16 protein-coding genes and 2 pseudogenes are annotated in these 15573 nt (G+C 35.0%); 12 read left to right on the top strand and 6 right to left on the bottom strand.

Features of this window, described 5'->3' with window-relative positions; translation table 11 throughout:
• Positions 1 to 25: 25 nt before the first annotated feature.
• Positions 26 to 547 (top strand): hypothetical protein, encoded by a 522-nt coding sequence (locus OPR17_RS06955; protein ID WP_265021635.1) that lies wholly within the window; start codon positions 26 to 28, stop codon positions 545 to 547.
• The gene (locus OPR17_RS06950; protein ID WP_458694332.1) at positions 510 to 1436 is read left to right on the top strand and encodes an IS982 family transposase; all 927 of its coding nucleotides are present in this window, start codon (positions 510 to 512) and stop codon (positions 1434 to 1436) included. Before OPR17_RS06955 ends, OPR17_RS06950 begins: the two co-directional genes overlap by 38 nt.
• Here OPR17_RS06950 and OPR17_RS06945 read toward each other — a convergent pair.
• Positions 1392 to 1847: a hypothetical protein gene (locus OPR17_RS06945; protein WP_265021634.1), complete on the bottom strand. Its 456-nt coding sequence runs from the start codon at positions 1845 to 1847 to the stop codon at positions 1392 to 1394. The genes OPR17_RS06950 and OPR17_RS06945 overlap by 45 nt on opposite strands.
• A 407-nt stretch (positions 1848 to 2254) precedes the next feature.
• On the opposite strand from OPR17_RS06945, the gene OPR17_RS06940 reads away from it, so the two are divergent.
• Positions 2255 to 3715, top strand: a complete 1461-nt coding sequence (locus OPR17_RS06940; RefSeq protein WP_265021633.1) for a TrkH family potassium uptake protein — start codon at positions 2255 to 2257, stop codon at positions 3713 to 3715.
• Between the two features lie 379 nt (positions 3716 to 4094).
• Here the strand turns inward: OPR17_RS06940 and mgtE are convergent, their stop codons facing one another.
• Complete coding sequence (gene mgtE / locus OPR17_RS06935; protein WP_265021632.1) at positions 4095 to 5465, bottom strand: magnesium transporter; 1371 nt, start codon at positions 5463 to 5465, stop codon at positions 4095 to 4097.
• A gap of 153 nt (positions 5466 to 5618) precedes the next feature.
• On the opposite strand from mgtE, the gene prfB reads away from it, so the two are divergent.
• From prfB to OPR17_RS06910, 5 genes and pseudogenes are all read left to right on the top strand, one after another.
• A protein-coding gene (gene prfB, locus OPR17_RS06930; RefSeq protein ID WP_265021631.1) for a peptide chain release factor 2 occupies positions 5619 to 6723 on the top strand; the annotation gives its coding sequence in 2 pieces (ribosomal slippage) (positions 5619 to 5693 and positions 5695 to 6723; 1104 coding nt in all).
• Between the two features lie 81 nt (positions 6724 to 6804).
• Positions 6805 to 7653: an ankyrin repeat domain-containing protein gene (locus OPR17_RS06925; RefSeq protein WP_265021630.1), complete on the top strand. Its 849-nt coding sequence runs from the start codon at positions 6805 to 6807 to the stop codon at positions 7651 to 7653.
• A 168-nt stretch (positions 7654 to 7821) separates the two neighbouring features.
• Positions 7822 to 8067 (top strand): annotated as a pseudogene (locus tag OPR17_RS07675) (PD-(D/E)XK nuclease family transposase); the annotation flags it as partial.
• Positions 8068 to 8263: 196 nt separating this feature from the next.
• A complete protein-coding gene (locus OPR17_RS06915; RefSeq protein WP_022626382.1) occupies positions 8264 to 8611 on the top strand; it encodes an IS630 transposase-related protein in 348 nt (115 codons plus the stop codon).
• A 169-nt stretch (positions 8612 to 8780) separates the two neighbouring features.
• Positions 8781 to 9116 carry a transposase gene (locus tag OPR17_RS06910; protein ID WP_265021628.1) on the top strand — a complete coding sequence of 112 codons (336 nt, stop codon included), beginning with the start codon at positions 8781 to 8783 and terminating at the stop codon, positions 9114 to 9116.
• A 286-nt stretch (positions 9117 to 9402) separates the two neighbouring features.
• On the opposite strand, the pseudogene OPR17_RS06905 reads toward OPR17_RS06910, so the two are convergent.
• Both OPR17_RS06905 and OPR17_RS06900 read right to left on the bottom strand, forming a co-directional pair.
• Positions 9403 to 10266, bottom strand: a pseudogene (locus tag OPR17_RS06905) (IS982 family transposase); the annotation flags it as partial.
• A complete protein-coding gene (locus OPR17_RS06900; protein WP_265021627.1) occupies positions 10229 to 10354 on the bottom strand; it encodes a hypothetical protein in 126 nt (41 codons plus the stop codon). The pseudogene OPR17_RS06905 and the gene OPR17_RS06900, both read right to left, overlap by 38 nt.
• Before the next feature lie 141 nt (positions 10355 to 10495).
• On the opposite strand from OPR17_RS06900, the gene OPR17_RS06895 reads away from it, so the two are divergent.
• From OPR17_RS06895 to OPR17_RS06885, 4 genes are all read left to right on the top strand, one after another.
• Positions 10496 to 11662: an aspartate kinase gene (locus tag OPR17_RS06895; RefSeq protein WP_265021626.1), complete on the top strand. Its 1167-nt coding sequence runs from the start codon at positions 10496 to 10498 to the stop codon at positions 11660 to 11662.
• Between the two features lie 91 nt (positions 11663 to 11753).
• Positions 11754 to 11894: a transposase gene (locus OPR17_RS07515; RefSeq protein ID WP_406828531.1), complete on the top strand. Its 141-nt coding sequence runs from the start codon at positions 11754 to 11756 to the stop codon at positions 11892 to 11894.
• Positions 11895 to 12150: 256 nt separating this feature from the next.
• Positions 12151 to 12372 carry a hypothetical protein gene (locus OPR17_RS06890; protein ID WP_265021625.1) on the top strand — a complete coding sequence of 74 codons (222 nt, stop codon included), beginning with the start codon at positions 12151 to 12153 and terminating at the stop codon, positions 12370 to 12372.
• Positions 12373 to 12534: 162 nt separating this feature from the next.
• Positions 12535 to 12747 (top strand): hypothetical protein, encoded by a 213-nt coding sequence (locus OPR17_RS06885; RefSeq protein WP_065094389.1) that lies wholly within the window; start codon positions 12535 to 12537, stop codon positions 12745 to 12747.
• A gap of 154 nt (positions 12748 to 12901) precedes the next feature.
• Here OPR17_RS06885 and OPR17_RS06880 read toward each other — a convergent pair whose 3' ends face one another.
• Both OPR17_RS06880 and OPR17_RS06875 read right to left on the bottom strand, forming a co-directional pair.
• Positions 12902 to 14818 (bottom strand): ATP-dependent helicase, encoded by a 1917-nt coding sequence (locus tag OPR17_RS06880; RefSeq protein ID WP_265021624.1) that lies wholly within the window; start codon positions 14816 to 14818, stop codon positions 12902 to 12904.
• Between the two features lie 120 nt (positions 14819 to 14938).
• A complete protein-coding gene (locus tag OPR17_RS06875) occupies positions 14939 to 15358 on the bottom strand; it encodes a WD_0964 family protein (RefSeq protein WP_265021623.1) in 420 nt (139 codons plus the stop codon).
• Between the last annotated feature and the right edge of the window lie 215 nt (positions 15359 to 15573).

Raw genomic sequence — 15573 nt, 5'->3', positions numbered from 1 at the left:
AGTTAATAGGCTTAGAGGTAAAAAAATGAATACTACAGTAGAAAAAGATAATCCAAAAATTTTTCCTAAAAATGAAGGAAAGATTAACTCAAAAGGCATGGTTGCCCCACCGGTACCACCAAGAGCACCAGAGACCAAGTTATCGTCGCAGAATGAGTTAGAAAAAATAGTAAAGCTTAAGAAAGTTGCTCCACCTGTTCCTCCGAAATCTTCCCAAGCTAAATTTGCTGGAATAAAAGCAATTTTTGAGCGAAATGCACCTCATTCTCAAGCAAATGATAGTAATAAAACAGTGAGTAGCAATCTTGGAAGAACATTTGGCTCAACAATGCAAAAACTCATGGAAGACAACATTCATAGCACTCCTAACAAACAACGCCGCGATTCAGGGGATAGTGGCATATCTTCATGCAGTGATGTTAGTAACGCGAATTCTGGATTAAAGGAGAATAGAAAAGGCAGAAAACAGGGTAAACTCAGCAATTATAAAAAAATAGATGAGGTTACCCATGGAAGATATAACAAAACTGTTTTGTTTGGTCGATGATTTTTGCAGAGATATAGAGAAAAATTTTGCAGGCAAACTACTGCCAAATGGTAAAAAACCCACAAGAACAACGGAAATTGAGCACTCTGAAATCATGACAATAATCCTGCTATATCAACAATCTCCGTGTAAAAATTTCAAAACTTTCTATCTACATTACCTAACGTTGCTCTACAAATCAGAGTTTCCAAAGTTGCCTTCATATACCAGGTTTGTTGCTCTAAAGCCTAGGGTTTTGTGGCATTTAGCAATGTTGTTGCATTGGCTTTGTGGACAGTCAGAAAACACTGGAATTTCATATATAGACACAACTCCCATTGCAGTTTGTCATGCAAAAAGAATATCCAAAAACAAAGTTTTTGCTGGAATTGCAAAATTAAGCAAGAGTACTTACGGCTGGTTTTTTGGTTTCAAATTACATATGGTAATCAATGAAAATGGTGAAATTCATGCACTTACGCTAACAAAAGGCAATGTTGATGATAGGATACCTGTGCCAAATTTGACGGAAAAATTAACCGGCCTTTTGTTTGGTGACAAAGGTTATATTGCAAAAGAGCTTTTTCAGAAGCTGTTTGACCGAGGTTTGAAACTTGTTACCAAGGTGAAAAAAGGTATGAAAAATACATTAATTTCGCTAAATGAGAAGATTTTACTGAGAAAAAGGTCTATCATTGAGACTGTTTTTGGTTACCTAAAAAATAGACTAGAAATTGAACACACTCGCCATAGATCCCCTGTTGATTTCTTGGTTCATATCTTTTCTACTCTCATCTCCTATTCCATCAAATCCAAAAAGCCTTCTATTTCCTATACTTCCTTCCTTAATCCAGAATTCGCGTTCCTAGTGTACTTCTTGTTGTTGTGTAAACGGTTTTTCTACATTTGAATTTTCTAAAACCTTAGCAATACCAGTACCCATTAATATAACTGCTGCCAAAACTGTTAAAGCTAATGCAACTGCAGGATACGCCAACACATAGGCTGCAATAGCACCAACTGCGCATAGTCCACCAACACCTAGAGAAATCTTCCCTTTGTGTTCACTCCAGAAGGTTGTTTCGTTCTTTTCTGGGGTTTTGTTGCCAGTAGTTGGTGTAATAGTGTTAGTTACTATAGGAGCATTGGAATAAAGATCCTTTACCCACTTGTGATCTTCTATTTCTCGAATAACTTGTGCAAGAGCAGAATATTCTGTGTTATTAGGGTCAATTTTTTGTTGAAAGGGTTTAAGACCATCTATTGTATCTACAAAATATGGTTGACCTTCAAAAGAATTTACTACCTTGTAATCACACAAAAAATCACGAGTTTCTTGATCAGCTTTCTGCCAAATTAGTTCAATGATCCCTACTTTAGTGTTAACGCTAGTTTTAGTACAGCCAATAACATCATTTAAATGGTACCTTTGTAACTAGTCAAAGTCCCCTCGTGGCTCAAAACTACTTGTATATCATTATGTTCATTATTGTCGAGTACGTTCTGGACTTCTTGAAAATTGCCATTCCAGACTGCCTGTCTTAATGAATCTAGAATTTCTTCTTGTGCATTAGTTAATTCAACTATATCTTACCTCTAATAAAAATTTAATTATCACACATATTTACAAGTAAATCAAGTATACTGTTAATAACTGTTAATAAAGGCCAACAAAGTGCTTGACGTTAGAGTAGCTTTTATGGCTTTGTATAGCGAGGAAGTAACTCTATGAAAAATCATCAACGTTTACAAAATTTGCGTTCAATTGTATTTATTGTGGGAATATTCCTATTGCTGTTTAGCTTAGCAATGCTTATTCCTGCTATTACCAATAAGTATCTCAGCTACGAATGGAAAAATTTTCTCGCTGGATTCATAATTACCTGCACATCTGGCGCAATTTTTATTTTACTCGGTAAATTAAGTAGATTGTATGGCATGCCGGCAATTTTTGCGATTACTAGTTGCACCTGGATTACCTTGTCTCTGTTTGCAGCTATTCCTTTCTATTTTGATAATCTGAGCTATGTTGATGCATTGTTTGAAACGATATCTGGCATCACAACCACAGGAGCAACTATATTTAATGATATTGAAAAACAATCTCCAGGAATACTGCTATGGAGAGCAATGCTACATGGCATGGGGGGTTTTGGTGTAATAACTATAGGAATTGCAGTTTTTCCTATGTTTAAGGTTCTCAGCCTAAATAATTTACTTTATTCTGAATATTCAGATGCTACCAAAAGGAAGTTGCCGAACACGCGAAGCGTAGTAATTCATGTTACGGCAATATATTATGGCCTAATTTTGTTATGTATATTTTCCTATTATCTAGCTGGTATGCCACTGTTTGATGCAATATGCCACGGAATGTCCTCTGTATCAACTGGTGGATTTGCTAACTATAATGATTCTATAGGGCACTATAATAACCCTATGTTAGAAGTCATAACGATCATTTTTATGATTTTGGGTTCTCTGCCTTTTCTTAGCTATTTAAAAATTATAAGACGGTTAGACATTTGCTATGATGAACAGGTCTCTTACTTTGTTAAGATAGCTACTATCTCATCTTTATTCGCTTGTTTTTGGTTGTATAAAAATGTTGATTTAGGAGTGTCATTATCATTTAGATGCAGCACATTTACCATCACTTCCTTGATTACGTCAACTGGTTATGCAATCTGTAATCATATAGATTGGAGTTTCATTTCAGTCTTAGCTTTTTTTCTAACCTTTGTTGGTGGATGTAGCGGTTCTTCAAGTGGTGGTGTCAAAATCTTTCGTTTGATCATTTTTCTAAGATCTATAGAAAATCACTTTCGCCTTTTATTGAACCCAGGCGCAGGCGATAGGGTAAAATTCAATGGAAAAACCCTGGAGAATGATGAAGTTCACTCTGTCTTTATATTTTTTGCAATTTTCATGTTAACGTTTACCATTTCATCAATAGTGATGTCTTACTTAAGCAATGCAGACTTTATAACTAGCATCAGCTCAGTCTCTGCAACGCTTACAAACTCTGGCCCGGGATTTAGTAATTTAATAGGTCCTTCGGGTAATTATTCCTCTTTCAGTAATGGAGTAAAATTATTTCTATCGTTTTTAATGCTGCTTGGCAGACTTGAAATATTGCCAATCTATTTTTGTATAGGCAATTTATTCTTATTTAATAGAAAGAAATAGTTGGTAAAATTTGATATTATAGCTAAACTGACTTACGACAATTTGAAAAACCGTCATTCCGCTACTCGTTAGCGGAATCTATACCGCGAATAAATCTACAACTGTACAAACATTGCAATATGGCACATAGTAAACGATGTCATTCCAGTGCTTGAAACTGGAATCCAGCTTCTATGCAACCTCATTAAAAACATTCATTTAGTGTAAGATCAGCTACTTTCCATACTAGTTTACAAGCAAACTTTTCTGGATCCCAGTGTCAAGCACTGGCATGACATCATAGGGGCTACTCGGATGACACCATCTGCCACGCAAATTGCCTGCAAATTGCAATGTTCGTACAGTTGTGGAATAAATTGCGGTATAGCTATAGATAGTATCAGCTATTTAATAAAAAGATCGTAGCTAAACCAAGAAATATAAGAGCTGAGAGAATATCAGTTGTTGCCGATGTTAGGATTGAAGAAGAAACGGCAGGGTCAGACTTTAAACGGTGAAGCATTATAGGAATGAAAGTTCCGATAAACGTTGCAATAATTGACATCATGATCATGGAGACCACAAAAATCATCTCCACTTTGAAGCTGTGAAACCTTATTGCTAATACTACGAGTGAAATAGTAGATAAAATCACCCCGTTTATAAGACCTATTAAAAATTCTTTCATCAGTACTCTTTTTGCATTTTGCTCAGTTAGATATTTTGTTGCGATTGCCCGGATGGTTAGCGTTACTGTTTGGGATCCTGCATTTCCGCTCATTGATGCAATTATCGGCATGATTATTGGCAGTACTATAAAACTTTTTATTACATCATCGAAAAAGCCAACTACTATGGAACACATTGTTGCAGCTAAGAGGTTAAACAGTAACCAAGGTAGCCTTTTAATTATAGTTTTATGTATAGGGGCATTTATATCGGCTTTAGAAGATACACCGCTTATTTTGAGTACATCCTCTTCTGTTTCTTGTTGAACAACTTTTATCACATCTTCAATTAAGATCACACCAATAATTTTACCATTCTTATTTACTACCGGAGCCGATAATAGAGAGTAATCTTTAAATATTCTTGCTACTTCCTCTTGGTCTACTCCAGTTTTAATGATTTTTATGTCATGATCCATTATCTCTTTTATTATTGTGTCTCCTGAGTGAGATATTACCTTATTTAAATTAACACTGCCTATAGGCTCTAATTTTGAGTTGATAATGAATATCTGGTGAAATTTTTCTGGTATTTTTTTATAGTTGCACACAAATTCTGTCAGTTGATTTATTGTCCAATAATATGGAGCTATAACCATATCTTTATGTATTAACCTTCCTGCACTTTCTTCTGGATATGATAGCAACTCCTCTACCGATTTCTGAGTTTTGCTGGGCAAATAGTAAAGTATATTTTCTACAGACTTTCTATCTAAATCTTTCACTATGGTTACTATATCTTCTACATCAAGGAGCATTAGTAACTTTGCTGTATTTTCTATTCCCAATGTTTCTATGATCTCTATTTGTAAATCTGGCACTACATGCACTAGGGCATCACTTAACAAATGTTGATCGATGATATTAACTAATTTCTCCCTGTGATCACTGATCGAAGTAGATAAAAAATAAGCTAACTGAACACTGTCTATCGTTTTTACAATATTATGAACATTTTCTAGCTCCTCGTTATCAAGTGACTCTATTAAGTCATCAATAGCCTTTTTGTCTAAACCATAATGAGAACTTATTTTAATATTCATTACTTTACCTTATTTTTTAATAAATATACGCGCTTGATTTCCTTAAACATTAAAGTATAATGAAATTATTTAAATTAACTATCATATGGTTAAATTTCTATTTTGTTTACTGTTATTGTTATTGATAGTAAATATATTAAAATCTAAAATATAATGAAAACTTATCCAGAAATTCTTGAACACTTTCAAAGCTTAAATAAAAGTATTTCTCTTATCAGGAGGTGTCTTTGACATAGAAAAATTAAAGTTGCGTCTTGAAGAGCTTGACTCCCAAGCGTCGAATGATGACCTATGGCAAGATAACCAAAAAGCACAAGAAGTTTTAAAAGAACGTTCTAAAATTAAGAATGACGTAGAGTCGTTTTTAAAGCTGGAAAACGATTACAACGATGCCATCAGCTTAATGAAGTCTGCTATTGATGAAAATGATGAAGAATTTTTCTCTGAAGTTGAAAATGAATTAGCTAAGCTAGAGAAATTAATCAAGTGTAAAGAAACAGAATCCTTATTTACTGGCGAAGCAGATAATAATAACTGCTTTTTAGAAATCCACTCAGGAGCTGGCGGAACCGAGAGCAATGATTGGGCTGAAATGCTGATGCGCATGTATATAAGGTGGGCAGAAATTTATCACAACTTTAAAGTTGAAGTTGTAGAAAAATTAGAAGGAGAGTCAGTTGGTATAAAGTCTGCAATGATAAAAATCGTTGGAGAAAAAGCTTATGGGTGGACAAAAAGTGAAAGTGGAATTCACAGGCTGGTTAGAATATCGCCATTTGATGCAAATGGTAAACGTCATACCAGTTTTGCAAGTGTAGGAGTAACTCCAGTGATCGAAGATTCAATTGATATTGCTGTGGATGAAAAGGATCTAAAGATCGACACCTACCGTGCTTCCGGAGCAGGCGGTCAGCACGTGAACAAGACTGAAAGTGCGGTACGCATTACGCATATTCCAACTGGTGTTATAGTTCAATGCCAAAATGGTCGTTCTCAACACAGAAATAAAGATGAGGCGTTAAAATTACTTAAAGGACGTTTATACCAAATTGAACTGGAAAAAAAAGAACAGAAAATGGCTGAAGAATATGGTAAAAAATGCGATATAGGCTGGGGCAATCAGATCAGATCGTACGTTATGCATCCATATCAAATGGTGAAGGATTTAAGAACCGGACATGAAGTGGGCAATATAAATTCTGTTTTTGATGGTAATATAGATTGTTTCATAGTTAGTGTGCTTACTAAGCAAAATTAAGAATTCATTTGGAGTTGACTTTACTTGCTGTGATAGGTGATAATTAAAATACTATTTAAAATTAGAGGTAAAGTTATGGCAATGAACTATAAGCAATGGGAAGAAATATTAAGTACAGTTAATAAAGAAGGGAATTTAAGTAAGGACAATATAATTGAGAAAATTAGAGAGAAATTATCACAATATTCAGATGAATATAAAGAGAGGGAAAAAGCTGATTTTGGTGTAAATCACCTGTACGCTATTAATGACCTCAGTAATCTATTTTGGGGGAAGAAGAAGGATGAGTGTACATTATTACATTTAACTGCTCGTAATAACCTAGAAAATGTAACGGAAGCTCTACTGGGAGTAGAGGGAATTGATGTTAATGTAAAAAATCAAGATGATGAGACCCCTTTACATTTAGCTGCTAAAAATAGCAATGAAGAGGTAGTAGAAGCTCTACTGAAAGTAGAAGGGATCAATGTTAATGCAACAGATTCGTCGCAAAAGACTCCTTTACATGTGGTTGCCTCAGGTTTCTGGAGTAACAAAACCTTGAATATTCTAATAGAAAGAGGAGCAGACATTAAAGCGGTAGATAGAGACGGTAATACCCCTTTACATTTGGCTGCTACTCAGAACAAATGGGTAGTAGAGATTCTCATAATAAATGGAGCAGATCCTTTATTGAAAAATAAGGATGGTAAAACTCCAATGGATCTTGACAAAAGCGGATATATAAAACAGTTTTTGGAAAAGAAGGCAATTAAAAACGTTATTATTGCCGGCTGTGCAACTGCAGCACTCAGTACTGCTATAGCAGTGACACTTTTTGCAACCGGGACAGTTGCAGTTGAATTGATGTCCGTAATGATAGCAGCAGCTATAGTTACAGCAGTGGCACTAGCAGTTGGTGGTATTACATATAGCATATTAAAAATCTAGTACTAAAATGGATGAAACGAAAGAAGCGCAAAACGTAAATGGGAATGTGCTAGGAGGTGGCAAGGCGGCAGCTTGACACAGTTTATAGTATCAAGTTAAGCTTAAAATATGATTGAATAGTTGTTAATAATAGTGTATAATTATTAATCTTTTCTAAGCACTTTAGCTATGGCTATTTCTAAGTTTCTCGATCCTAAGAACGACTTTGCCTTTCGGCGTATTTTTGGCTCTGTAAATAACAAGGACATTCTTATTCACTTTCTTAATGATATGCTAGGCCTTACTGGTGTTGATCAGATAGAAGATGTTTCTTTTTTAAGTCCCATTCAGGATCCTGATATTGCTTCTCAAAAGCAGAGCATTGTTGATGTTCTCTGTAGAGATTCTAAAGGTATTCAAACGATTGTTGAGATGGTGCAACCTGAAAGTCTTCGGTCATATTGTTTAAAAGGAGAGGAATTCCTTCAGAAAGAAACTGAAAGAGTTCTAAAACTTATTGAACCAGATGTTTTGCCATCTGAGTCTACGCATCAGTGCGAATCGGGCAACTATAGTATTTTCAAAAGCGAATGATAAAGGTATAATATGTTTTTTTAAAGTAGGGAAAGCGATGGTATATAGTGTAGATTTAAGGGAAAAAGCAGTGTCTTTGGTAGAAAAAGGAAAGTCAAAGGTTGAAGTTGCAGAGGTTTTTGAGATAGGGATAGCAACACTATATAGATGGCTAAAAAAGAAAGCTACTGGCCAAGGTCTCAAAGCGGTAAAAAGTACTGGTTTTATTCGAAAAATAGATCCAGAAATACTCAAAGAATATGTCAAAAAACACCCAGATCACACACTAGCAGAAATGAAACAAAACCTTGGCTTTGGGATAAGTGCAATTTGGTATAGATTAAGACAGCTAAAAATAACCTTTAAAAAAAGTCACATTCTATCAAGAGCGCAATCAAGAAGATAGGCAGCAATTTATCGATAAAGTCTCAAAAATAGACCACTGTAGCATTTTATATATAGATGAAGCAGGAGTTGATAATAGACTATACCGAGAATATGCACGAGCTCCAAGAGGAGAAAAAATATATGCTGATGTTCCAGAAAAAAAAAGCGGGAAAGAGTGAGTATAATAGGTGGATGAGAAGTTTATTGCACCAATGACCTTCACAGGAGGGTGTAATAAAGATATATTTAATGTATGGTTAGAGCGAAGATTACTTCCACAATTACAGCGTGATACAACCATAGTTATGGATAATGCTACATTCCATAAAACTCCCAAAACAAAGTCATTAATAGAGTCTTTTGGCTGTCATTTGCTTTATCTTCCAACATATTCACCTGATCTAAATCCGATAGAGCATTGTTGGCACACCATCAAAAATCGCCTCAGACCTCTAATGCATCAATGTACAGACTTACACCTTTTAGTTGGTAATACCATTTTAGACGTTTATCATTCATTTTAGAAAATACTATAGAAGGTGATATCAAAGGATGCTTTGATTATGCATATTGATACTCCTATAAAAAATTTGGATTGTTGAGTTTACCATGTTTAAAATCCATAAGGATTCTAACAGTCTTTGGTGTATCTTTAAATAAATATTTACCTCTGGTTTTACTATCATCTTTTCGTATTTTAATTTGACCATTATTGATTCTATCATAAAGCCAATGCGTGGTAACGTTGAGGATTTTTGCAATTTGTGGAACAGTAAGATATCCAGGTACTTTAAACGCAAATTCTGGATTAAGGAAGGAAGTATAGGAAATAGAAGGCTTTTTGGATTTGATGGAATAGGAGATGAGAGTAGAAAAGATATGAACCAAGAAATCAACAGGGGATCTATGGCGAGTGTGTTCAATTTCTAGTCTATTTTTTAGGTAACCAAAAACAGTCTCAATGATAGACCTTTTTCTCAGTAAAATCTTCTCATTTAGCGAAATTAATGTATTTTTCATACCTTTTTTCACCTTGGTAACAAGTTTCAAACCTCGGTCAAACAGCTTCTGAAAAAGCTCTTTTGCAATATAACCTTTGTCACCAAACAAAAGGCCGGTTAATTTTTCCGTCAAATTTGGCACAGGTATCCTATCATCAACATTGCCTTTTGTTAGCGTAAGTGCATGAATTTCACCATTTTCATTGATTACCATATGTAATTTGAAACCAAAAAACCAGCCGTAAGTACTCTTGCTTAATTTTGCAATTCCAGCAAAAACTTTGTTTTTGGATATTCTTTTTGCATGACAAACTGCAATGGGAGTTGTGTCTATATATGAAATTCCAGTGTTTTCTGACTGTCCACAAAGCCAATGCAACAACATTGCTAAATGCCACAAAACCCTAGGCTTTAGAGCAACAAACCTGGTATATGAAGGCAACTTTGGAAACTCTGATTTGTAGAGCAACGTTAGGTAATGTAGATAGAAAGTTTTGAAATTTTTACACGGAGATTGTTGATATAGCAGGATTATTGTCATGATTTCAGAGTGCTCAATTTCCGTTGTTCTTGTGGGTTTTTTACCATTTGGCAGTAGTTTGCCTGCAAAATTTTTCTCTATATCTCTGCAAAAATCATCGACCAAACAAAACAGTTTTGTTATATCTTCCATGGGTAACCTCATCTATTTTTTTATAACTGCTGAGTTTACCCTGTTTTCTGCCTTTTCTATTCTCCTTTAATCCAGAATTCGCGTTCAAAAATGAATGTTCGTACAGCTATGGAATGAATCGTGGTATGACGCGTTAGCTATAGCTTTGTCCTCCCTTTTCTAAATGGCTTGCAAGCTGCTATCTCTACAAAAACTATATTTTTCTTCAGAAGAGAGTTATATTGTAACTATGGACAAAATAATCATAAAAAAATTTGGTGGGACTTCGCTAACTGATTTAAACCGAGTTGCAAATTTGATAAAAAACGATATTGAGAAAGGTTGTAATGTAATCGTTGTTGTATCTGCTGTTGCAGGATTTACTGACCAAATGGCTTTTCAGGCTAGACAAATCTCAAATTTAAGTTGCAGACAAGAGTTATCAGAGTATGACGTTATGCTTTCAGCAGGAGAGCAAATCTCTTGCGGTCTATTAGCTATCACTCTCCAATCGATCGGAGTTAATGCTAAATCATGGCTTGCCTGGCAGTTACCAATTGTAACTGATGATTTTTATTCTGAGTCTAAAATAAAAACAATAAAGATTGAACGTGTGAAAAGATCTTTTGCTGAGGGTTATACTGCTGCGATCATCGCTGGTTTTCAGGGTATAAATGATGATAGAATCACTACTTTTGGAAGAGGAGGCTCTGATATATCAGCAGTTGCCTTCGCGATAGCCTTTGGTGTTAGAGCTTGCGAAATTTTTACTGATATTGATGGAATATATACAGCAGACCCGAAAATTGTTCCAAAGGCACGCAAGCTCAAATTTATCTCTTACGATGAAATGTTGGAAATGTCGTCATCTGGTGCTAAAATACTGCATAATCGTTCAGTACAACTTGCAATGAAACATAACATTAAAGTGCAAGTGCTATCCACTTTTAAGGAAGTAGAAGGCACCACAGTACTACACAAAAGGGATATACTAGAGAGATACTTAATTACTGGAATAACTTATAGCACTAATGAAGCTCTTGTAACTTTCACTAACCTTGCAAATAACTTGCGTACTTTAAGAGATATAGCAGGAGCAAACGTTAAAATTGATATGATACATGGGTCAAGTTTTGTTATCTCCAAATTTGATATTGATTTAATGGAAAAGTTACTGAATAAGAATGAAAATTATGCTATAAACGATAATGTAGCTAAAATTTCAATAATTGGTATTGGTGTTATGTCTAACACTGAAGTGATGCACCGCACACTCAAGGTTTTAAGCGAAAAAAAGATAGAAATACTTGCTATCACAACATCTGAAATCAAAATCAGTATAATTGTTCAAAAAGAATACGTTGTAGCTTTGGTCAAAGATTTACATACTGAGTATGAGCTTGATATGCAGCACTAGGATAGGCTTGACGTCCAGTTGTCTAAGAGTATGTCTTGAAAATGAATGAGGAAAAAAATATGATAGTGTAAGTAAAAAATAGGAGGGAAAATTGTATCCAAGTGATATAAGTGATAAGGAATGGGAAATTTTGGAGCCACATGTTGCACAAGGAAAGATAGGGAGGCCAAGAAAGCACAATATCAGAACAATTATTAATGCAATAAGGTATATAATGAAAGGTGGTTGTTAATGGAGAATGCTGCCGAAAGATTTTCCTCCATGGAAGACGGTGTATGACTATTTTCTCAGGTGACGTAGTAATGGCAAATTGGAAAAAATACATAATATGCTAGTAAAAGAGGTAAGAAAAATGTTTGGTAAAAATGAAACACCTTCAGTAGGAATAATTGACAGTCAATCAGTAAAAACCACTCAAAAAGGGGATCCAGAGGATATGATGCTAAAAAAAAATAAAGGGTAGAAAACGTCATATTGTTGTAGATACAGTGGGCTTAATTATTGCGGCTGATGTTCATAGTGCAAGTGTTCAAGATCGTGATGGTGCTCTAAATCTTTCCACTCAAGCTAAATACAAGGCTCCAACTTTACGTAAGTTTTTTGCTGATCAAGGATACATAGCAAAACCGCTGTTTATTGGAGACAGGATACGATTACCAAGAAAGCTGTTGATGTTACAGGATTTTTCGACAATCTGGACCACAATTTAGCACTGCAGGCTATCAAGAAGCACACAGACTGCAAATGGGTCATACTGTATGTTGAAAGGTGGATGAAATCCCCTATTCAGCAAGCAGATGGCAGTAAGGTAGTTAGGGAAAAAAGGAGTTCCGCAAGGAGGTTCAATAAGCCCAATCATTTCAAACATATTTATGCACCATGCATTTGATATATGGATGAAACAAAATCACCCAACAGTACCATTTGAAAGATATGTGGATGATGCGATAGTGCACTGCAGAACTAAAAGACAGGCAGAATTTATGCGAGCAGCAATTGAAGAAAGATTGGCACAATGTAAGCTAAAATTGCAACCTGATACCAATGCCATTCCAAAACTCCATCATTATACTGCCTTAGTATAACCTTCTCACTTCTATTGTCTATTTGTTTGTTATGTAATAGAAATTGGTATGAGATTGAAGAATTAAGTGTGAACGGTTACAGAATTTTTGCCAGGAGAAACATATAGTTAAAGTAATTCAGATTTGTAAGATATGTTTATCTGCAATTATAGCTTCAACAGTAGGCAATGTTGCTTTTAATTACCTCAACATTTTCTCTTGGCAATTCTTTAATGAACCGAGAAGTGCGCATCGGTTGCCACTGGTTGTTAATTTCCCTCCTATCTGCACATGAAATGATTAACCTTTCTTTGGCTCTGGTTATGCCAACATATGCGAGTCTCCTTTCTTCTTCTAAAGCTTTACCACTTTTGTCATCAAAAGATCTTTGATGAGGAAATAATCCCTCTTCCCAACCAGGTAGAAACACGCACGGGAATTCAAGTCCTTTGGCTGCATGAAGAGTCATAACATATACGGTTTCATCGTTATTCATATTATCCACTTCCATCACCAGACTTATATGCTCCAAGAAAGTTGTGGCATTATCGAAATTTTTTAAAGATGAGATGAGCTCTTTAACATTTTCTATTCGTGCTAAGCCTGTTACCTCCTCACTTTCAAGCATTTCAATATATCCTGATTGGTTTGCTACGATTTTAACGAATTCATGCAGTGGTTTTACGCTTACTATTTCTTCCCAAGCTTTAATTTTATTTAAAAAATCGTTGAGTGAGAGTTTAATTCTTTCGGTTACCTGATTACTATTAACTAATATTTTTGCTGCCTCAAAAAAAGAAATTTTGTTATCCTGAGCAGTCGTGTATATTTTCTTTAGAGTTGTAGCTCCTATGCTTCTTTTTGGCCGATTTACTATCCTTTCGAAAGCTAAGTCATCGTTATTGTTTGTAACAAGTCTTAAATATGCAATTATATCCCTGACTTCCTGACGTTCGTAGAATTTTACGCCACTTATAATCTTGTAGGGAATTGAATATTTTATAAAATACTCTTCCAGAAGTCTAGTTTGAAAAGTGGCCCTTACCAGCACTGCAATGTCACTAAATCTGTATTTATTGAGCTTTAATATCTGTTCGCTTATGAACCTTGCTTCAGCTTTTCCGTCCCATAACTTTATTACGTTTACCTTTTCTCCTTCAATGTTTGTTGTCCACAATTTTTTTTCTAAGCGAGTCTTATTGTGATTGATAACATATGAAGCAGTTGCAAGTATGTGGGATGTTGACCTGTAGTTACACTCTAGTTTAACGGTTTTTGCATTTTTAAAATCATCGGAAAATTTCAAAATATTTTCAACTTCTGCACCACGCCAACTGTATATTGATTGATCGTCATCTCCCACACAGCAAATATTTGAGTGCTTTTTTGCAAGGTATTTTAGCCAAAGATATTGTATTGCATTTGTATCTTGATACTCATCTACCATGACATACTTAAACTTGTTTTGGTAGTAGGACAGAACTTCGGTCTTTTGATTAAAGAGTTGTATGTTATATAGCAATAAGTCACCAAAATCGACAGAGTTAAGGAATCTCAACCTTTCCTGATACTGGTGATAGACCTTGAGTGCAGTTACATATACTGGCCTAAATGATTGAATATCTTCCACTTCAGATGGCAATAAGCACTTCTCTTTCCATTGCTGAATAATATTCATAATGGTCTTACATTTTTCTGATAGGTAATCAGGATTTATTTCATTGATAATATTTTTTATTACCTGTAATTGGTCATCCACACCAATGATTGTAAAATTGGGGTTTAAGCCCACAATTTCTGCGTGCAGGCGCAAAATTTTTGCTGCAATTGCATGGAAAGTGCCAAGCCATGGTATGTTTGTGCCCGTTAGCTCAAGTACCCTTGATACCATCTCATTTGCTGCTTTATTTGTAAATGTAACTGCTAATATCTCATCAGAATAAGCGTGAACGTTTCTAATTATGTGTGCTATTCTTGAAGTAATCGTTCTTGTTTTTCCCGTCCCGGCTCCTGCCAGTATCAAAACTGGTCCATCTATGTTAGTTACAGCTGATTGTTGTTCTGGATTTAGCAGTGAGAGATAATCGTTCATCGTAGCCCTATAGATTATAACTTCGTAAAGTTAAACCTATGATCAAAGTATTGTAAAGGTTTTATTGAATAGAGCAGTTAAAGAATGCTTCACTCAAGTACTACATATTTAAACGTAGATCTATCTTGTTGGGGTAGTTTCAAGTGTATGCTGAGTAACAACAACTTGATTTAAGTCATTGGCACCAGTTGTTGGGTGGATAGGTGGAGTTTGGAATGGCTTATATGTACGATCTAGTTCCTTCATTTCTGTTTCTTCAACTTCAACAAGGGGTTTTTCTTTTGGGGTATAGTGATTATGCGTTGCAGGTCGTTCAGTGAGATTTTCATATATTTCTTTCAACCAAGTTCCGATATCATACATAAATCCATACGCTTTTTCTTTAAATTCTCTCAATGATCTACTGAAACTTGCTAGTGTGTTATTAAAGTAAATTGTCACATAATCTCTTGCGGTGTATTGATAACTTTCTCCATCTAATTTGTCACTTTGTGCGTTAGAACTATTGTTGCTTTTGAAATAACCAAATATGTTGTACATTTTGAGCTACCGCTGACTATTAATATACATATATTATGCATTAATAAATTAAAGTTGTCAAGAACAAGTTTAAGTGTTTATTGCATTACTGAGAAAATGCTCTGTATAATAATTTAAAATGGAGCTGGAGCTTTGTAGTACAATGTTTTCAAACGTTTAATATAATATTGACTTTACCACGATAGTTACTTTAAATTAGTAACTATTGTTGCAGT

The sequence above is a fragment of the Wolbachia endosymbiont (group A) of Icerya purchasi genome (genome assembly GCF_947251635.1).
GTDB classification, from domain to species: domain Bacteria; phylum Pseudomonadota; class Alphaproteobacteria; order Rickettsiales; family Anaplasmataceae; genus Wolbachia; species Wolbachia pipientis.
This window is presented reverse-complemented; position numbering and strand designations above follow the sequence as displayed.